The organism is Corynebacterium lipophiloflavum DSM 44291, from assembly GCF_000159635.1.
Classification (GTDB): Bacteria; Actinomycetota; Actinomycetes; order Mycobacteriales; family Mycobacteriaceae; genus Corynebacterium; species Corynebacterium lipophiloflavum.
This window is the reverse complement of record NZ_GG667194.1, coordinates 24,329-42,869: the sequence shown is the minus strand read 5'-3', so window position 1 is coordinate 42,869 and position 18,541 is coordinate 24,329. Positions and strand designations below refer to the sequence as shown.

Annotated in this window: 13 protein-coding genes and 2 pseudogenes; 8 read left to right on the top strand and 7 right to left on the bottom strand. The window is 63.6% G+C overall.

Translation table 11 applies throughout. The features are described from left to right. Positions 1 to 35: 35 nt before the first annotated feature. Together HMPREF0298_RS08200 and HMPREF0298_RS08195 are read right to left on the bottom strand one after the other, a co-directional pair. The gene (locus tag HMPREF0298_RS08200; RefSeq protein ID WP_006840688.1) at positions 36 to 3,692 is read right to left on the bottom strand and encodes an ABC transporter ATP-binding protein; all 3,657 of its coding nucleotides are present in this window, start codon (positions 3,690 to 3,692) and stop codon (positions 36 to 38) included. Beyond that, positions 3,685 to 4,629, bottom strand: a complete 945-nt coding sequence (locus tag HMPREF0298_RS08195) for a hypothetical protein (protein WP_006840687.1) — start codon at positions 4,627 to 4,629, stop codon at positions 3,685 to 3,687. Before HMPREF0298_RS08195 ends, HMPREF0298_RS08200 begins: the two co-directional genes overlap by 8 nt. A gap of 170 nt (positions 4,630 to 4,799) precedes the next feature. On the opposite strand from HMPREF0298_RS08195, the gene HMPREF0298_RS08190 reads away from it, so the two are divergent. Then, a complete protein-coding gene (locus HMPREF0298_RS08190) occupies positions 4,800 to 6,374 on the top strand; it encodes a carboxylesterase/lipase family protein (protein WP_006840686.1) in 1,575 nt (524 codons plus the stop codon). 92 nt (positions 6,375 to 6,466) lie between these two features. Next, positions 6,467 to 7,351 (top strand): annotated as a pseudogene (locus tag HMPREF0298_RS08185) (DNA primase); the annotation flags it as partial. Positions 7,352 to 7,482: 131 nt separating this feature from the next. Here HMPREF0298_RS08185 and HMPREF0298_RS08180 read toward each other — a convergent pair. Beyond that, positions 7,483 to 7,968: a hypothetical protein gene (locus tag HMPREF0298_RS08180; RefSeq protein ID WP_006840684.1), complete on the bottom strand. Its 486-nt coding sequence runs from the start codon at positions 7,966 to 7,968 to the stop codon at positions 7,483 to 7,485. Between the two features lie 221 nt (positions 7,969 to 8,189). On the opposite strand from HMPREF0298_RS08180, the gene HMPREF0298_RS08175 reads away from it, so the two are divergent. The 3 genes from HMPREF0298_RS08175 to HMPREF0298_RS08165 are packed head-to-tail and all read left to right on the top strand — an operon-like array spanning position 8,190 to position 10,723. After that, a complete protein-coding gene (locus HMPREF0298_RS08175) occupies positions 8,190 to 9,386 on the top strand; it encodes an MFS transporter (RefSeq protein ID WP_006840683.1) in 1,197 nt (398 codons plus the stop codon). After that, positions 9,383 to 10,366: a nucleoside hydrolase gene (locus HMPREF0298_RS08170; RefSeq protein WP_006840682.1), complete on the top strand. Its 984-nt coding sequence runs from the start codon at positions 9,383 to 9,385 to the stop codon at positions 10,364 to 10,366. Before HMPREF0298_RS08175 ends, HMPREF0298_RS08170 begins: the two co-directional genes overlap by 4 nt. A 48-nt stretch (positions 10,367 to 10,414) precedes the next feature. Continuing rightward, positions 10,415 to 10,723: a hypothetical protein gene (locus HMPREF0298_RS08165; RefSeq protein WP_006840681.1), complete on the top strand. Its 309-nt coding sequence runs from the start codon at positions 10,415 to 10,417 to the stop codon at positions 10,721 to 10,723. 12 nt (positions 10,724 to 10,735) lie between these two features. Here HMPREF0298_RS08165 and HMPREF0298_RS11850 read toward each other — a convergent pair whose 3' ends face one another. Then, positions 10,736 to 11,146 carry a glycerol-3-phosphate dehydrogenase C-terminal domain-containing protein gene (locus HMPREF0298_RS11850; RefSeq protein ID WP_083789544.1) on the bottom strand — a complete coding sequence of 137 codons (411 nt, stop codon included), beginning with the start codon at positions 11,144 to 11,146 and terminating at the stop codon, positions 10,736 to 10,738. Between HMPREF0298_RS11850 and HMPREF0298_RS08150 the strand changes: the two are divergent. Both HMPREF0298_RS08150 and HMPREF0298_RS11845 read left to right on the top strand, forming a co-directional pair. Continuing rightward, a pseudogene (locus HMPREF0298_RS08150) lies at positions 11,105 to 11,725 on the top strand (FAD-linked oxidase C-terminal domain-containing protein); the annotation flags it as partial. The gene HMPREF0298_RS11850 and the pseudogene HMPREF0298_RS08150 overlap by 42 nt on opposite strands. Positions 11,726 to 11,727: 2 nt before the next feature. Continuing rightward, entirely contained in the window at positions 11,728 to 12,129 is a 402-nt protein-coding gene (locus HMPREF0298_RS11845; protein ID WP_006840678.1) for a diacylglycerol kinase family protein, read from the top strand. Here the strand turns inward: HMPREF0298_RS11845 and HMPREF0298_RS08145 are convergent. The 3 genes from HMPREF0298_RS08145 to HMPREF0298_RS08135 are packed head-to-tail and all read right to left on the bottom strand — an operon-like array spanning position 12,040 to position 16,383. Further along, positions 12,040 to 13,005, bottom strand: a complete 966-nt coding sequence (locus tag HMPREF0298_RS08145; protein WP_006840677.1) for an L-lactate dehydrogenase — start codon at positions 13,003 to 13,005, stop codon at positions 12,040 to 12,042. The two genes, HMPREF0298_RS11845 and HMPREF0298_RS08145, sit on opposite strands and share 90 nt — an antisense overlap. A 41-nt stretch (positions 13,006 to 13,046) precedes the next feature. Beyond that, positions 13,047 to 15,989 (bottom strand): DEAD/DEAH box helicase, encoded by a 2,943-nt coding sequence (locus HMPREF0298_RS08140; protein ID WP_040422944.1) that lies wholly within the window; start codon positions 15,987 to 15,989, stop codon positions 13,047 to 13,049. Beyond that, a complete protein-coding gene (locus HMPREF0298_RS08135) occupies positions 15,976 to 16,383 on the bottom strand; it encodes a (deoxy)nucleoside triphosphate pyrophosphohydrolase (protein ID WP_006840675.1) in 408 nt (135 codons plus the stop codon). Before HMPREF0298_RS08135 ends, HMPREF0298_RS08140 begins: the two co-directional genes overlap by 14 nt. 108 nt (positions 16,384 to 16,491) lie before the next feature. On the opposite strand from HMPREF0298_RS08135, the gene HMPREF0298_RS08130 reads away from it, so the two are divergent. Beyond that, positions 16,492 to 18,541: DEAD/DEAH box helicase (locus tag HMPREF0298_RS08130; protein ID WP_006840674.1), on the top strand; the 2,050-nt coding region annotated here is incomplete at its 3' end.

The following is an 18,541-nucleotide window of genomic DNA, read 5'->3' as shown; positions in this document are numbered from 1 at the left end:
ATTAAAAGCCCCGGCGAGGGTTAACTCGCACCCCTTTAGCGGTGGATTGCCCACATGCGGGCATAGTGCCCACCGGTGCTAAGGAGTTCATCGTGGGTACCGTCTTCTATGATACGTCCTTCGTTGACAACGAGTATTCGGTCCGCTCGGCGCGCCGTCGCAAGGCGGTGCGCGACGATGACCGACGTGCGCCCCACGGTGGTGTGCTCGGCGGCGTCGAGCACGGCGCGTTCGGTGGCGGGGTCGAGGGTGGCGGTGGCTTCGTCGAGAAGAACGACGTCGGGGTGGAGCATTTCCGCGCGCGCCAGCGCGATGATCTGGCGCTGCCCGGAACTCAAGCCGCGGCCCCGCTCGCCAACGAGGTAGTTGAACCCACCGGGGATGGAAGCGATGATGTCGAGCGCGCCGATGCGCTCGACCGCGGCCTCGATCTCGGCTTCGGTGGCGTCGTTGACCCCGTAGGCGATGTTGTCGGCGACGGTGCCCGGAAACAGGTACGACTCCTGCGGAACCTGGGCCAGCGCTCGGCGCCATTCGCTCAGAGGAAAGCTCGCAATATCGCTTGACGACGCCCGCACCACGCCCCGGGTCGGGTCATAGAAACGGGCCAGGAGCTTGACCACCGTCGACTTGCCGGCCCCGGTAGGTCCGACGAGCGCAACGGTGCGACCCGGCTTAAGGGTGAGGTTGACACCGGAAAGCACCGTGGTGGGCTCGGGCGCCTGCGGGTTGTAGGAGAAGCTGACGTTGTCGAAGCTCAACGGCCCGCGGGCGGCGGAGGCGGCGCCTGCGCTCGTCCCGGTGTCGGGCACGGTGGTGCGCGTGTCCAGCAGATCGGTGATGCGGCTGAAGCTCACCGTGGCCTGCTGCCAGGCGTCGAAGGTCTGCCCGAGCTGCTGGATCGGACCGTAGAGCTGGCCGAGGTACATGGTGAACGCGACGAGCACGCCGACAGAGAGCTCCCCGCTTTCCACCCGGCCGGCGCCGTAGCCGACGATCACGGCCGTCATCACCTGGGAGATCGCCTGCATGCCCGGGAAGTACAGGGCCAGCAGGTTGACCGACCTCATGCGGTAGCGGCGGTAGGTTTCGGATTCTGCGGCGAAGTCGGCTTCCGCGCCCGTCTCGGCGAGGTGCATCTGGGAGATGCGGATTCCGCCGATGAGCTCGGCGAATTCGCCGTTGACCAGCGAGACCTGGGCGCGCGCGGCGTGGTAATAACGCTTGGACAGGATGCGAAAGACCACGGTGGCGGCAACGATGACGGGCACCGCGAGCAGCGCGATGAGTGTGAGCCGGCCGTCGGTGGCCACCAGCATCACGGTCACGCCGATCAGCGTGCCCACCGCAACGATTGCCTGGGCGAGCCCGGTCTGCAAAAACGACGACAGTGTGTCGATGTCGGTGGTCATGCGCGTCATGATCCGCCCCGAGAGATGACGTTCGAAGTAGCTCAAACCAAGCTGCTGCAGGTGCGCGTAGCTGCGCAACCGCAGGCCGTAAAGCAGGCGCTCACCCGAGCGCGAGCTCAGCACCGTCATCAGCACCTCGGCGGCCCAGGCGATGGCGACCACGCCGAGAGCCAGCGCGCCGACAGTCCACAGGGCGTCGGTGTCGCCCGGCGCGATGCCGCGGTCGATGGCCGCGCGGATCAGGGTGGGCAGGGCGAGGTCCGCCAGCACGCCGATGACGAGCAGGATCACGGTCGCCGCGATCAGCCAGCGCACGGCCTTGAACAGGTCCGCGACCTTGAAGGTGGACGTGGGTTCGCGCAGCTCCGCGACCTTGGTGTCGGCGAGGTTGGGCTGTTCGGTTGCGCGGGGCAGGGCGTCGACACGCGCGAGCAGCTCCTCGCTGGCGGCGATGGAGCTACCGGGGCCGCTGGTGTTGAAGTGCTCGCGGTACCCGTGGTCGACCTGCGGCCACAGTTCATCGTGAGACGGTTGCGTCCGTCTCGGCGCAGGGGCGTCTGGCGCGGGGTCCATCAGCGCGCGATAGGCGTCGAGGGCGACGATCTCCTCGCGGGGCCCGTCGGCGATGACGCGGCCGCGATCCATGATGACGACCCGGTCGGCATGGTCGACGGTGGACTGGCGGTGCGCCACCGCGATCATGGTCACCCCGCGCAGGTGCGTGCGCAGGTTGTTCAGGATGGCCGCCTCGTTGTCGGCGTCGATGGCGCTGGTGGCGTCGTCGAGCACCATCACGGCCGGGCGCGACAGCAGCGCGCGGGCCAGGGCGATGCGTTGGCGCTGGCCGCCGGATAGCGTCAGGCCACGCTCGCCAACGAGTGTGTCGTAGACCTCGGGCAGGTTGTCGATGAACTCGTCGGCGCGCGCGAGCCGCGCGGCTTCGCGGACCTCGGCGTCGGTGGCCCCGGTGCCCATCGCGATGTTGTCGCGGATCGACGAGGAGAACAAGAAAGCCTCGTCGAACACGCAGGTGACCTTCGAGCGGATTGCCTCCAGGGTCATGCTGTCGTAGTTGGTGGGCGTCAGGGAGGCGTCGAGAAGCGAGACGCTGCCGGCGTCAGGGGTGTAGAACCCGCCGGCGAGCTGTACCGCCATGGACTTGCCCGCGCCGGCGGGGCCGATGACCGCGATGGTTTCACCGGGGGCCGCGGTCAGCGTCAACCCATCCAGCACCTGGTGGCCGCCGGTGGCGAAGTGAACGTCGTCGAAGCGGATGCCGACGCTTCCGGGCGGAGCTGGCTGGGGGGCTGCGGGATCGTCGCGCTCGGTGCGCAGAGTCAGAACCTGGTTGAGGCGATCGACCGAGCTCAAGCCCATCTGCAGGCGCACGTACTGGTTGGTCAGCATCGACAGCAACGACGACATCGAGGTCAGGTACGCGCTGAAAGCCACGAAGGCGCCAATCGTGATCGCCCCACTGACCGCAATCAGGCCGCCGGCGACGATCGTGATCACCAGGGCAATCTTCGGCAACTGGGAGAGCAGCGGCTGGAAGCGCGCCGTGAGCTTCGCCGCCCGCATCTTCACCGCGTACAGGTAGCGGCCCAGCTCGTCGAGGCGATCGATTTCGCGGTCCTCGCGCCCGAAGGCCTTGACCACCCGCACGCCGGAGACGGTCTGCTCGACGTGGCTGGCCAGATCCGCCGCGGTTTGCTGGTTGACCCAGGTCGCGGCGTAGAGCGCCGTGCGCGAACGGTTGGCCTCCCACAGGATCAGCGGCATCAGCACCAACGACAGCAGCGTCAAGCGCACGTCCATGGTCAGCATGACAACGATCGTGGCCAGAAGCTGCAGAGCGCGGGTCACGAACATGGGCGCGGACCCGAGCACCATGTGGAACTGGTTGAGGTCCGTGATCGAGCGCGACACGATCTGACCGGTGACAATGTCATCTTGTCCCGGCCCGTCGAGGCGGTGCAGGGTTTTCAGCAGGCCGACGCGCACCCAGTGCTGGGAGTTCGTCGCCAAAAGCCCCGAGGACCAGCGGCGCATCCAGCTAAGGGCGTAGGTTAGCAGCGCGAGACCCACCATCGACCACGCGATCTCCCTGATCGAGCCCTGGGCCGCACCCGTGGCGACGTCGATCGCGCGACCCGTCAGCGCGGGCAGGGCGACCTGGGCGAAGGCAGCCAAAAACGCTGTGCCGAAGGCGAGGTAGGCGGCCGCCTTGTTTTCGCGGACGACGCGGCGCAGCAGCGACGCCTCGCGCGGCCTAGCCACGGTTGCGTCGAGCGCGGGTGCGCTTGTTATCGCCGGTGTCGCTCGTGTTGTCGGATTCGGACTTCTGGCCGCCGACCGCGCCCGCGATGAAGCTCAAGAAGGCGCGCGGGTTTTTCGCGCGCTTGACCATCTCTTGCTCCTCCGCGGACGCCTCGGCGGGCAGCTCCTGGGCAAACCGCGGCGGCAGCGGGCCGAGGGAGGCCGAGACGTTGTCGCTGACGACGGTGGCGAGCTTGCGGTTGGCGATAGTACCCGCCACCGCGCCGATGCCCAGCGGCAAGAACTTGCCCAGCCAGGTGCGTCGCAGCCGTTTCGTCACCGAGTGCAACGCGGTGCGGGTGAGGATGTTGTTGGCCTCCACCAGCGTCGGCCCGGAAAAGCGCGAGAGCATGTTGGTGCGGGTGAATTTGCCGCCGCTGCCGAGGACGGAATCGACCACGGCGAGGCCCTGGGTGCCGGTGAGGGTGACCAATACGACGGCGCGGCGGCGCTCCGGGTCGTCGATGTCGATGCCGCGCAAGTAGGCGCTGTCCACGGTGTAGAACGCGGCGATGTCCAAGAAGACGACCGACTCGCCGGCGATGGCGGCGGCGCCGGTGATCAGCCCGATGCCGGGAACAGCGGCGGCGAGTCCGGCGCCCGCGCCGGTGCCGGAGACAGTGGTGCGGAAGTGGCGGTCCATCTTCGCCTGCACTTCGGCGGGGGAGGCGTCCGGGTTTTGGCGGCGCAGCCAGTTGACGTGGGCCTTGATGCTGCCCGACTGCAGGTGAACGGTCTTGTCCACCGCGGCAATGAAGCTCTTGCCGATGCGGCCGGCCTCATCCTCCAAGGTCTTTGAGTCGGAGTTGAAAGCGTCGGTGATGACTTCCTTCACCTGGGCGTCGTCGACGGAGCCGGTGCTGTTATTGCGAGGGGAGTCCGAGCGCCCGAAAATCATTGTGTTCTCCGTGGTTAAGTCAATTAAACTCGCCCCAGTTTAAAAGATTGGGCGCACATGTACCGTCCAGCGCGCTGATACGCGCAATCATTCCCACGGTAACCCTTTTGTGAGAATCGCATGGAAGCATTGCTGTGCAGAAGTATCGGTTGAATGGCAAGGAGGCCCGAGTGTCACAACCCGAGGTACGCACCACATCAGGTGTGGTACGCGGCGTTGTCGACCCGATGACGGGGGCGCGAACGTGGCGGGGCGTGCCGTTCGGCGATTCCACCGCCGGCGCCCAGCGTTTCCGCGCCCCGCGGCCGGCGCCGGAGTGGGAGGGCGTGCGCGACGCGTCCGTGTTCGCGCCGCCTGCGATGCAGACCACGTTCAGCTTCAAAGACAGCGTGATCGGCTCCGAGGACTGCCTCTCTCTCGACATTGTGCGCCCTGATACCGACGACGTCTTGCCGGTGGTGGTGTACTTCCACGGCGGTACGTTCATCACCGGTTCGTCGCACGAAAAGGTGCTGCAGGGGCACTTCTTGAGCCAGGCGACGGATGTGGTGTACGTCTCGGTCAATTTCCGGCTCGGCGTTCTCGGGTACTTGGACATGCGCTCGGTGGGAGGCGATTGCGTCGCCAACCCGGCGATCCACGACCAAGTGCTGGCGCTTCGCTGGGTGCACGAGAACATCGCCGCGTTCGGCGGCGACCCGGACGCGGTGACGCTGATGGGGGAGTCGGCTGGCGGGGCTGCGGTGCTGCACCTGATGTGTGCCCCGGCGGCGCGCGGGCTGTTTCATCGGGCGATCGCGCAGTCGCCGCCGGCGGCAAGCGTGCACTCGCGCGTCCAGGCCGCGATGTGGGTGCGCAGGCTTATCGACGGCCTCTCCATGCCCCGGACCACAACCCTGTCCGACCTGCGCGACGTCGACGCCGCGGAGCTGGTGCGCGTGGGCCGCTCAATGATGCTCACCGGCAAGGAGGTCGTGCAGTTCAACACGGCGTTCATGCCCACGGTCGACAACGCGACGCTGCCGGCACACCCCATCGACATGTTCGAGGACGGCCAACAGGCCGCGGTTCCGCTGATCATCGGAACGAACTCGGACGAGGCGAGTTTCGCCAAAGCGATGTACCAGACGATGAAGTCGCGCCAGCGCGCCGCGCGCCGGGCATTGGAGGCGTTCGATGCGGACAACGCGCACCTCGTGATGGAGGCGTACGGGTACGCGGGCGGGCGCGCGGAGTTCGCGGACCTGATCGCTGACGCTGTGTTCTGGGCCCCGTCGGTGATGCTGGCCACGGCGCACCGGCGGCTGGCGTCGACGTGGATGTACCGCTTCGAATACGCCTCGGCGACGATGCGCAGGCTGGGTCTGGGTGCGATGCACTCGGCGGACCTGGTCGCTGTGTTCGGGGACCCGCACTCCACCCGCATGTCCAAGTTGGACCGATTCGGCTCCCGCGAGGCGTTCGCCGAGGTCAGCCGAACCATGCAACGGCATTGGGGGAGTTTCTTCCACACCGGCCGGCCGGGCGGGGAATGGCCGGAGTATGGATTTCGGCACGACGATATCCCCGGGCGTGCGACCGCGGTCTTCGGTGCCGAGAGATTCGTGGAATACGACCCGAAGAGCTCGAAGCGCCTGGCCTGGGAGGACTTCGATATGCGCGAGTGGGGCAACAACCGCGGGGAGCTGATGGAGTCGCTGGCAGAGTTCTTCGGGTTCGACTTGCCGGACACTGACGACGAGTAGAGCGCGAGGTGCGCGCGCCCGGCTATTCGGGGCTAGGCTGGGGCCGTCATGAGGACACTCTTCAGCCACCCACTTGGAAGGAATGGTTCGCCGTGAGCTTTTTCGAGGATATCGCCGCCGCCCTTGACCGTGACGGCATTGAATCCCGCGTGCACGATGAGACCATGTTCGTGCCCATTACTGCCGAAGTGGAGATCCAGTTCGTGGAGATCGACCCGCACCTGCCTGCGGCGAACGTCTACATTGCTGCGGCCGACGTCGACGAGGACGACGACGAGTTCGAGGCCGTTTTGGTCTCGGTCGTGTTCTCAGTCGAGGACGCGGTGGCAACGGTTGCGGAACACGTGGCGACGGACCAGGTAGTGACCGTGCTGCGAGACCTTCACGAGGCCACCGATGAGCGCATCAGTGATCTGGAGTTCTTCCCGGACCCGGTGAATACCCAGCTCATGCGCGCGGAGGTCGGGGACAGCGCTGAACTGCAGGTCCTCGTTGAGGTTGTCGACGGGGAGCCGTGCGCCACCGTGACGTTCGTGGCCCTGTCGGATAACTACGACGATTTGATGGACGACGCCATCGGTGAGCTGTGGGAGTCGGATGGGGATGCGGAGCTGACGGACGAGGATCGCTCGCGCTTGTTTGAAACCATCCACGCGGAGGCCGTTTCCGAGTCGGAGGTTCTCGCACTGGGCAAGTTCACCGATTTCGATCGCCTCTTTGACGTCCTCTCCCTCGCAGCCGACCAGGCGGAGGAGTGGGAGTCGCATTTACTGCCCGTGGAGGACGGGTTTGACGAGCCGGAGGTCTACGACATCTTCGGCCGCGATGGGCTCGACGAGGAAATCGACGGTGCCGACGACGGTGCCGACGACGTTGCTGGCTCCGATGACTTGGACGAGTTCGACGACGATGACGACGATGAAGACTTCGACGATGATATTGACGAAGATGAAGATGACGCGGTAGATGCGGATGACACGCGCATCCCGAACGCCACTGCCGCAGTGGCGCCCGATGCGTCGGACGCGGCCTCGGCGCGCCGCGTCCATAACACCGACATTGACCCGAACACGCAGGTTCCGGTCACCGACGAGGTATAGGGGGCGTCCTACGCGGCCGTCATCCCGTCGAACATCGACGGGGGTGAGGACACGGGCGTGAAGTGGGCGTCGACAAGCCAGACGTAAGTGACCGCCTTGGGCGAGGCGATCTCGTGCACCGCGGCTGCGTAGTCCTCGGTGACTAGTGAGCGGATCCACGCCTCTGCCAGGTGGGGATCAACAATCGCGCCTGAGGTGTCAGTGAAGCGGACCTCGATGAGGTAGGCGGGCACGTGTGGCTCGCCCCACCCTTGTATCCGGGCACGTGCACGTGGCCCAACGCGGCGACGTGTGACCGCCGCTGCAAGAAGCGGGCCGCCGCGGTGGGCGGGGAGGTTTTTCACCGGCGGGCGCCACGCCGCCGTCGGCCGGGCGAGCGAGCGCGGATGGTGGATGATGCTGTGCAGGTCGTCGATGGCGAGCGGGTGGCGCGACGAGATGTCTGATGCAATTTGGGACGGGGTGGATGCGATGTAATCAATGTGCTGTGTCATGGCACTGAAGTTAGAACAACGGTGCGACACGGCTTTCGTGCTATTAGAACATGTGGTCGAATCCTTGCCGGGGCCGGTTCGCTGAGGTCTAGCAGCTATACCTCAGCGCCCGAGATCCTTGCGCGATGGCCTCGGTCTCACCGCAATGAATCCGTCGACGCCCACTAGCCCGACCTCCATGAATTACACCGGAGACGGAAACGGGCTAGCCTGACACCGATATGTCTGAACATCTCACACCCGTGCCGAAGATCCCGCGCACAATCTGGGTTCTCACCGCAGCGGCGTTCATCATTGCCCTTGGCTACGGCTTCATCGCCCCGATCCTGCCGCAGTTCACGGCCAGTTTCGGTGTTTCGATGGTAGCCGCGGGCGCGGTGGTGTCGGTTTTCGCCGCCGCTCGGCTCATCGGCGCACCGGGCGCGGGCATCTTGGTGGACAAGGTGGGGTCGCGACCCGTCTACATCACCGGACTACTGATCGTCGCCGTCGCGACGTTCCTCGTCGCTTTCGCACAGGCGTACTGGCACGTTTTCGCGCTGCGGTTTATCGCCGGGTTCGGGTCGACCATGTTTACCCTCTCCGCGCAGGCGCTGATCGTGCGCGTCGCGCCACCGATGATCCGCGGCCGGGCCAGTGCCGTTTATGCCTCGGCGTTTCTGTTGGGCAACATCATTGGCCCAGTTATCGGGGCGCTTTTGGCGTCGTTAGGTTTCCGCATTCCCTTCGCCGTTTACGGCATCGGCGTGGGCGCGGCCGCCATCATGGTGTGGATCCTCACTTCGACACCCAGGGGGCGCGTCGTCCTGCCGCCGAAACTACCGCCGATGCGGTTGAGCGAAGCCATTAGTCTGCCCACGTACCAAAGCCTGCTTACCTCTGGTTTTGCCAACGGCTGGGCGAACTTCGGTGCCCGGGTGTCGGTGCTTCCCCTGTTCGCGGCCAGCGTGTTCGCCAACGGTTCGGCCGCGGCGGGTCTGGCGCTCACGGCCTTTGCCCTGGGCACCGCGGTCACCCTGCAGTTCTCGGGCAGGCTTGCCGACGCCGTCGGCCGCAAACCCCTCATCATCGCGGGCCTCGCCGCCACGACTGTGTTCACCGGCTCTCTCGGCCTGGCCACGCACGTGTGGTCGCTGCTGCTCCTGTCGGTCCTCGCGGGAGTGGGCGGCGGGTTAATGAACCCGGCGCAGCAGGCCACGCTGGCGGACCTGATCGGCAACGAGCGCTCCGGTGGCAAGGCGCTTTCCACGTTCCAGATGACGATGGATGCGGGCCAGATTTGCGCCCCTATTGTCGTCGGCATGCTCGCGGAGGTCTATGGTTTTGGCGTCGCCTTCGCCTCGTGCGGGGCGCTGACGCTGGCGTCGCTGATTGTGTGGCTGCTGCGTGGACAAGAGACCCGAAAGGAGCTGGCATGAAGCGCGTCGTGTTAGATTGCGACCCCGGCATCGACGACACTCTCGCGCTGATCTACCTGGCGGCCTTGCACCACGAGGGCAGTGTGGAGCTGGAGGCTGTGACCACCACGTCCGGCAACGTCGAGGCCACCCAATGCGCGGTCAACGCCGCGTGGGTGCTCGCCCAGTGCGGCTTGCGCACGATCTCGCTCGCGGCCGGCATGGCCAACCCGCTGGTTCTGCCGCTGACCACCACACCGGAGACCCACGGTGAGACCGGCCTGGGCTACGTGTCCGCGCCCGCGCGCCACGTCGAAAACGACTGGGACATGTTGTGGTGCGACGCCATCGAGCGCGGCACGGACGATTTGCACCTGGTGGTCACAGGCCCCTTGACCAACCTCGCCGCTTTCCGGCGCCTGCACCCCTCGCATTTCGCCCAGCTCAAGCACATCACCGTGATGGGCGGGGCGATTGACTACCCAGGCAACACCACCGACACCGCCGAGTGGAACTTCTGGGTGGATCCTCACGCCGCCAGCGAGGTGTTCGCGCTCACCGCGGTCCCCATCACCCTGTGTTCGCTGGGCGTAACGGAGCGCATGGTGCTCACTCCGGAGACGCTCGCCACCGCGATCGACGCGCTCGGCCCGGCCCCGATAGCGCGCGACCTCGGCGAGATCCTGCGCTTCTACTTCGAGTTCCACGAGCTGGAAAACCTGGGCTATGTCGCCCAGGTCCACGACCTGCTCACCACCATGGTCGCGCTCGGCACGGTGCTTTTCGACGCCCCTTCGACCACAATCTCGGTTCACAGCGACGACGATGACCATCGTGGAACGAGCGCGATTGTTAGCGGGAGAGCCAACGCGTGCGTCGTCGCACGCGCCGATGTCGACGCAGCTCATCGCGAGTTTGTGCGGGCCTGCGGAGTGCACGCGAGGTTCTTCGGCGGCAGCGCTGATCTCGACGCCACGCGCCATGCCCGCGCAGAGGACTAACCATCCCGGTCCGCCAGCCGTGTGGGCTTTTGCGGTAAGAATGGCAGTATGACTACTTACACAACTAACGTCGAGGTCGATGTCCGCAACGTGGACGAGGCGGCCGCAACCGTAAACACTTCTTCCGCCGCCGCTTTCGTCTTTGAGCAGCTTATTCAGCGCGCCGGAACCTTCGGGGCGATTAGCGCCGCCGGGGACGCCACCGGCGACACCTTCCCGGTGAAGGTGGAGGCGGCCAACGTCAACGATGCCGACGATCGGCTGAACGACACCTTCCGTCCCCGCCTGGTCGACGGGGTTGATTACGCGATTTCCTGGACCCTGCCGCGCACCGCCACCGGCGGGTTCTTCGACTAGTTCTTCTGCCGCTTAGGCCTGCACACCCGCCGCCGCGAGTGCTTCTCGGGCGGCGGGTTCTGCAGCTGCGCGGTCCGTGGCAACCAGCCCGATGCGGGTGCGTCGGACAAGGATGTCGTCCACGCTTATCGCGCCCTCGTGGGTGACCGCGTTCGAGAGTTCCGCCCTGGTGATGTCAAGACCCGCGATGCGCTCCGTGGCGTTGTCGAGGGCGCAGGCGGCGAGCACGTTGTACGCCTCTGCGCCGTAGCGTTCGACCAGCGAGCGGGGCGGCATAGTCGTTACTGCGCTTGCGGTGGCGATGTTGTCTGAGCTGCGCGGCGAGCGTTCGAGGGAGGCGCCGACGAGGGCGATGCTCTTCGTCGAGCATGGCGTCGGGTTGGCTGCCTGTCCATCGCCATGTTCGAGGGAACAAAAGAGCATGCCACGCGCCCGCACCAGGAGACGCGGGCGATCATGCTCACGCACGGTGCGACCTCCGTCGGCGAAGGCCCGGCCCGGCAGTGGGAAAAGGAGCGCTTCGGGGCGCCGGTGCTGCGCGATCCACTGATGGACGCCGGCGCAATGTGCGAAACGGTGGAGACCGCGACCGACTGGTCCAATGTGCCGCGCCTGAAGAAGGCCGTCGGCGAAGCCCTCGCCTCCAAGCTCGTCGGGGACTCCCCGGCGCTGATCATGTGCCACGTCAGCCATGTCTACGCCACCGGCTGCTCGCTGTTCTTCACCGTCGTCGCCGGCGGCGGGGACAATCCGGAGGCAGTCGAGCGCAAGTGGCGCGCCGTCAAGTCCGCCGCCACCCAGGCGATGACGGACAACGGCGGCACCGTCACCTACCACCACGCGGTGGGCACCGACCACCTGCCGTGGATGGACTCTGAGGTGGGCCAGCTCGGCATTGACATTCTCAAGGCGGTCAAAAGGGAGATCGACCCGGCTGGCATCCTCAACCCGGGCAAGACGTTCGACCGTCCCGAGGGCGCCCCGCGGACCTTGGAGCGCTAACGGTGGGAGAATCATTTCACGATCGCAATAACCCGTCCGGCTTATTTGAGGTGGGGACGAAAGAGATCAAACGCATTGCGATGATCACCAACCCCGCCGCGGGGAAGGGATCCGCCATGCGCATCGCACAAGATGCGCACGACCGCTTCTCGCACCATGGCATCGATGATGTGTCGCTGCAGGGGGCCACCGCGGAGCGCTCCCTCGAGCTCGCCGAGGCTGCGCTGGAGGAGTCCCGTCTCGACGCCCTGGTTGTGTGCGGCGGTGACGGCCTGATCAACCTCGCGCTGCAGTCTTTAGAGCACTATCCCGGCCTAGTTGGCCACGCCGATCGATTCCAACACCTTACGCAACGTCGCAGCGGAGGCGTCGAAGCGCTCGAATTCTTCCTCGTTCAGGCGTAGCTCGACAACGCTACGCACGCCCTGGCGATTGATGATGGTCGGGGTGCCAATGTAGACATCCTCGCGGGCGTACTCGCCCTGCAACAGTGCCGATACGGGCAGGGCCACATCCTCGTTGCGCAGGATCGCCCGGGTGATGCGCGCGAGCGCGGATCCGATGCCGTAGGAAGTGTTGCCCTTAGCGCGGATGATGTCGTAGGCGGCGTCGCGGGTTGCGCGGAACATCTCCTCAATGTCTTCGTGAATATGCGGGTTCTTTTCCGCCTCCTTGTCCACGATGCGCGGGATTTGTACTCCCGCAATGGTTCCGGAGGACAGCACCGGCAACTCGGAATCCCCGTGCTCGCCGATGACGTAGGCGTGCACAGCCGAGGCAGCAATGCCGAAGCGTTTGCCAAGGTTGTGGCGCCAGCGCGCGGTGTCGAGCACGGTGCCGGAGCCGATGACCTGGTTCGACGGAAGCCCCGTCTGTTTCCAGGTGACGTAGGTGAGGATGTCCACCGGGTTCGTGGCCACCAAGTAAATGCCGTTGAAACCGTTGTCCATCACCTGGCGGTTGATGGACTCGAAGATCTGGACGTTGCGCGCCACAAGGTCGAGGCGAGTCTCGCCCTCGCGCTGTGCCACACCCGCGCAGTTGACCACGATTGCGGCATCCCGGCAGTCGGCATAGGTGCCCACCGTGACCTGGATGTTATGGCCGGAGAAGGGGACGGAGTGGGAGAGATCCTCCACCTGCGCCCACGTCATATCCTCGTTGAGATCTATGATGGCGAGGTGGTCTGTCAGACCCTGGTTAAGCAGAGCGTAGGCGTAGGCGATACCGACGGCGCCAGCACCGATGAGGACGATTTTTGTTCCTTGGGTCACGGTCATGGTGTCCCGCCTTTTCGTGTGGGGGTTGGGCACTTCGGAGTTTATGAGGTGGTGTGGGGTACCGCTACCGATGCGACGGTTTTCGAGGCGGTGATGGCGTCGAAGATTTCCTGGGGAATTGGGTGGTGGAGTATGAGGTCCGTCGTCACCACGTCGAGGTAATCACCGTTGTTGCCCCTCATCGTCGTGTTTTGCGCATCGGTCGAATCGGCTTGGCCTAGATAGTGAAACTCAAGGCCGTCCGCATCTTCGCGTTTAACGAAAAGATGCAACTCAACCGAATTGGACAAAATTGGTTGGAGTTCCTTGCTTTCCAAAGTTCGCCCGTGCCGCGAAAACCAGTGCATGGTGGATCGATTTACGAGATGATCGCCGTACTGCAGGCGCGTATCGACGTCCGGATCTTTGTGGTAGGTGACAAAAATCGGACAGGTACCGGAATGCTTATCGACTTTGTAGCCCATGATTGTGCTCTCCGCATTCTGTTTCCAGTTGAGCAGCCGGCACGCATCTTTGCGCGAATACAGCTTGCCCGGGAGGAGGCGGTCGCCGCTGCCATAGTGCTTGCGATTGATCAGCAGACCCGTCGCGAGGATGTCGTCGACGTGGGCTCGGAAACTCATTTCGGGGTGCGGGTGCTCCGCGGCGTAGGACCCGTAGAGAGAGGCAAACTCGCGACCGAGTCGGTACTGATTGCCCACGCGTTCCACGATTGGTTTCGAGCCATATTTTTGAGCCGTGGCCTTTACAAACCATGACAGGTTCAAGATCCGCTCTACCGATTCGAGATGCTTCGCCGAGGCGTCTAGCCCCTGCCGTTGCAGTGAGTTTCTGAAACTATCGACACTGATCGGGCCGTTTTCGATCAGGGTTCGGAGGAGGAGTAATTCGTGGGGCCGTTTACCGTTCAGCAGCTCAGTAGACAGCATGGACAGTACTGCCGCCTCATGCGAAGAAGGTGGCGTTCCAACGAACTTGAGCGCGTTCAGGAGGGACCAATAGTTCGACGCATTGTTGTCCGTTGCGGCGAGAATGAATGGGTTCATCGACTCGTGGTTTTCGAAGTCAACAAGTGAAGGGATCCTCCCCAACCGGTACTGCAAGTTTAAAATTGCTTCCCGCTTCGCCTTCCGGTCAGCAATGCGGGCCTTTTGCAAAGATTCAACAATTCGCTGCATGGAGACCCGATCGAAGCTCACGGTCGAGGCACCGGCTAAAGGGTGCGTGCGTGTTCGATGCAGTCCCTCCTTGATCACGTCCTTGCTGCCGGATCGATCGCCCGTAAGCGCGACCGCAACGAGAAAATTCGTGGCGTAGTTACCAATCACGTCGATGACACGTAGCGAGCGCTTGCCCGCATATTTGCGCAGGCCGCGGCCAAGTTGCTGGGTGAACACGATCGATGATTGGGTGCTGCGCAACATAACCACCACGTTGACAGGAGGAATGTCGATGCCTTCGTTGAAAATGTCGACCGTGAGGATGTAGTCGATTTCGCCTTGAGCCAGCTTCTCCACGGTGTTCTCACGAGTTTCGATTGAGTCCCCGCCGGATAGCGCGATGGTACGTAGCGGACGGCCATGGACCGATTCTGTGTTTAGCCCCTTGCTTAAAGCGGCCGCTTCGGCGTTGCTGCTGCAGAAGATCAACCCCTTGGAACCTCGCGCAAAGGAGTAGTCTTGAATGATTTTCGCTAGATGATGCACCCTCTCAGGGGCTGCCAACTGTTGCAAGGTCGAGTTATCCGAGATCACCGACCCAAATGCGGATTCGTAGTCCGATACGCCGTAGTAGTCAAAGGGGACAAGCATGTGGTTTTCGAGCGCGTCCTCCAATCGAATCTCGTAGGGCACGTTGTAGTCGAAAAGCTCAAAAACATTGAACCCATCGGTGCGTTCCGGGGTCGCAGTAAGCCCTAGCGTAAAGTCCGCGCGGAAATGGTTGAGCACCTTCTGGTAAGACTCGGCTCCAGAGCGATGGACCTCGTCAACGATGACAAGGTCAAATTGCTTGGGGGAAATCTCGCTCAGCGTGTCGCCGCGGCCTAGGGATTGAATTGTTGCAAAGACCAGGCGTTGATTAGCTTCCTTACGTTGCCCGACGATAAAACCGATATCAGTTGGCGGGCAGGCGAGCACTCGTTGAAACTCTTCAGCGGCCTTGTTCAGAATTTGTTCTCGGTGGGCGACGAAGAGGACACGGCGTGGCTTAATCTGCCTCACTGCTAGTGCCGAAAGAATTGTTTTTCCAGTACCCGTTGCAGAAATGATGATCGCTCGGCGCTCGCCGGCGTCGATAACGCGCTGAAGGTTTTCCAGCGCCTCGGTCTGCATGAGATTGGGCAATATCTCTTCACCGTCATCGCTTAGTGAAATGGGTTGAGACACGTCGTCGAAAATTACTGTGCGCTGCTTCCGGCGCTTTTCGTACTGATCAATCCAGTCTTCGGTCAACACAACCGAATTTTCACGCTGCCATTTAACCGCCCTACTCAGCTGAATCGCGATGTCGCCGTCGTCGTGGCTCGAAAACTTTAGGTTCCACTCGTTGTTGCTGAGTAAAGCGTTCCTGGTCAGGTTGGAACTTCCAACCAGTGCGGTGAGGTGGTCGCTGTGGTGAAAAATGTACCCTTTCGCGTGGTGCGGCTTGCCGACAAGAATCCGTGCCTCAATGTGGTCGAACTTCAACAGTTCGCGTAACGCATCGGGCTCATTGAAGTCCTGGTAATCGGACGTGACAATCGTTCCTTTGCCCTTGAATTGGCTTAGCTGTTGGGTGATTGTCCCAATCCCGTCGGTGGTGACAAACGCTACGGAAAATTGGAATGAATCTGCGCGTTCAAGCTCGGTGCGGAGGACGCCGCCCATCGTCATTGCCGAATCGTTGAGAACTAGCGAGGGACCACGGTCGTGAAATTGGCTGGAATTAGCTTGGATGAAACCGTGGTCGACGGCAGGCCGCAACGTTGCTTTAGAGCTCTCCACGTTGACCCCTTTCAACGAGCAATTCAACAGCGGGAATATCGGCGGGCGCCCAATCCAGCGAAGGAAGGTCCTCAACAGCAACCCAGCGAGCTTCGGAATGCTCAGTCAACACAGGATCGCCGGATACTAATTCGCACAGGTAAGTGGAGAGACTGACGACCCCAAAGTCGTAAGCATGCGCCGTTGTTGTCAGGTGCGCATCCACGCGAGCGTCGATAAGTAGCTCTTCCCTAAGCTCGCGGACTAGCGCGTCCCGCGGGCTCTCACCGAGCTCGATCTTCCCGCCTGGAAATTCCCAGGCGCCGGGAATTGCCTTGTCGGGACCGCGCCGTGCCGCGAAAACGCTGCCGCGGCGAATGAATACGGCTCCGACGACGTCGATCTGGTTCGGCATGGTTGATAGCTTAGGTCAGTCACGCTGCAAGGGGTGCTGGTGACATGGCTCCCATGTCGCCACCGTCGAATAGTAATACCGGCGCGTCTCGCGTAAGGTGGGGAAACAATGAGCACTTCCGAAAACGCTACCGGCAGCGACTTTGAGCCGGACATGAAACTGTCGGAAAATCAGGACACCCCGCAGGTTGTCGTAGCATCTGAGAATGAGGCTGCAGCAGACACCAGGGATGCGGGAGATTCTGAGGACACCGGCGCTTCGGCCGCGGCCGAAGTCACCGTAACTGAGAACGCAGACGCCAAAGACGCGCCTGCACACGCCACTGAGACCGAGAAGGTCTCTGAGCCTGAGGCGGGGGATAAGCCACAGGCCGACGACACTCCCAAGGCTGATGAGCCTAAAGCCGAGGAGCCCAAGAATGGGTTCGAGAAGCTGGACCTGCCCGATTCCGTTATCGCAGCGGTAAAAATGGTCGGCTTCGAGCAGCCGTCGCCCATCCAGGCCGAGACCATCCCGCTGCTGATGGAGGGCCGCGACGTCGTCGGCCTCGCCCAGACCGGCACCGGTAAGACCGCCGCGTTCGCGCTCCCGGTCCTTAGCCAGATCGACCCGCAGCTGCGCCACCCGCAGGCCCTCGTTCTCGCCCCCACGCGCGAGCTCGCCCTGCAGGTCGCCGACTCCTTCCAGTCGTTTGCCGACCACTTAGGCAAGATTCAGGTTCTGCCGATCTACGGTGGCCAGGCATACGGCATCCAGCTCTCCGGTCTGCGCCGTGGCGCGCAGATCATCGTCGGCACGCCGGGCCGCGTCATTGATCACCTGGAAAAGGGCTCACTCGACATCTCCAACCTGCGCTTCCTCGTCCTCGATGAGGCCGATGAGATGCTCAACATGGGTTTCCAGGAAGACGTCGAGCGCATCCTCGAGGACACGCCGAACACCAAGCAGGTCGCACTGTTTTCCGCGACGATGCCTAATGGCATCCGCAAGATCTCCAAGCAGTACCTCAACGATCCGGCTGAGGTCACGGTGAAGTCCGAGACCCGCACCAACACCAACATCACTCAGCGCTACTTGTTCACGGCGCACCGTAACAAGCTCGACGCGATCACCCGCATCCTCGAGGTGACCGAGTTCGAGGCGATGATCGTGTTCGTGCGCACCAAGCACGAGACCGAGGAACTCGCTGAGAAACTGCGTGCCCGCGGGTTCTCCGCCGCCGCGATTAACGGCGACATCGCCCAGCAGCAGCGTGAGCGCACCGTCGATCAGCTTCGCGACGGCCGCCTCGACATCCTTGTCGCCACCGACGTCGCCGCCCGCGGCCTCGATGTCGAGCGCATCAGCCACGTGTTCAACTACGACATCCCGAACGACATCGAAAGCTACGTCCACCGAATCGGCCGCACGGGCCGCGCGGGCCGCACCGGTGAGGCGATCCTCTTCGTCACGCCCCGCGAGCGCCGCATGCTGCGTTCCATCGAGCGTGTGACCAACGCGACGATTGAGGAGATGGAGCTGCCGACCGTTGACGAAGTCAACGAGAGCCGCAAGTTGAAGTTCATGGACTCCATCACCGCCTCGCTCGAGTCCAAGGACCAGGACGTGTTCAAGGCGATGGTGCGCGAGTACTCCAACACGAACAACATCCCGATGGATGACATCGCGGCGGCACTGGCAGCACAGGCGAATGCCGCGGGCGAGTTCCTGATGAAGGAACCGCCGAAGGACAAGCGCGACCGCCGCGACCGCGACGGCTGGGACCGCGACGATCGACGCGACCGTGATCGCGGCGGGCGCCGGGATCGGTTTAACCGCGGCGATAGGGGTGACCGCGGTGACCGTGGTGGGCGCGGGCGCCAGAATGACAGTGAGAACTTCGATACGTACAGGTTGGATGTCGGCAAGCGCCAGCACGTCCGCCCGGGCGCCATCGTCGGTGCTCTTGCCAATGAGGGCGGGCTGAACTCGCGCGACTTCGGCCGCATCACCATCGGCGGCGACTTCACACTGGTGGAGCTGCCGAAGAATCTCGACTCGTCCGTGCTGGATCGCCTGTCGGACACCAGGATTTCCGGCCAGCTCATCAACATCCAGCGCGACAAGGGCGGCGCGGCGCGCAGCTTCGGCGGTGACCGAGGCGGCCGTGGCGGCTTCG

Coding starts and splice junctions, on each gene's coding strand:
- HMPREF0298_RS08195 (WP_006840687.1), bottom strand. CDS start 4,629: ATGATTTTCGGGCGCTCGGACTCCCCTCGCAATAACAGCACCGGCTCC.
- HMPREF0298_RS08165 (WP_006840681.1), top strand. CDS start 10,415: ATGACTACTTACACAACTAACGTCGAGGTCGATGTCCGCAACGTGGAC.
- HMPREF0298_RS08170 (WP_006840682.1), top strand. CDS start 9,383: ATGAAGCGCGTCGTGTTAGATTGCGACCCCGGCATCGACGACACTCTC.
- HMPREF0298_RS11850 (WP_083789544.1), bottom strand. CDS start 11,146: ATGCTCTTTTGTTCCCTCGAACATGGCGATGGACAGGCAGCCAACCCG.
- HMPREF0298_RS08145 (WP_006840677.1), bottom strand. CDS start 13,005: ATGACCGTGACCCAAGGAACAAAAATCGTCCTCATCGGTGCTGGCGCC.
- HMPREF0298_RS08135 (WP_006840675.1), bottom strand. CDS start 16,383: ATGCCGAACCAGATCGACGTCGTCGGAGCCGTATTCATTCGCCGCGGC.
- HMPREF0298_RS08175 (WP_006840683.1), top strand. CDS start 8,190: ATGTCTGAACATCTCACACCCGTGCCGAAGATCCCGCGCACAATCTGG.
- HMPREF0298_RS08180 (WP_006840684.1), bottom strand. CDS start 7,968: ATGACACAGCACATTGATTACATCGCATCCACCCCGTCCCAAATTGCA.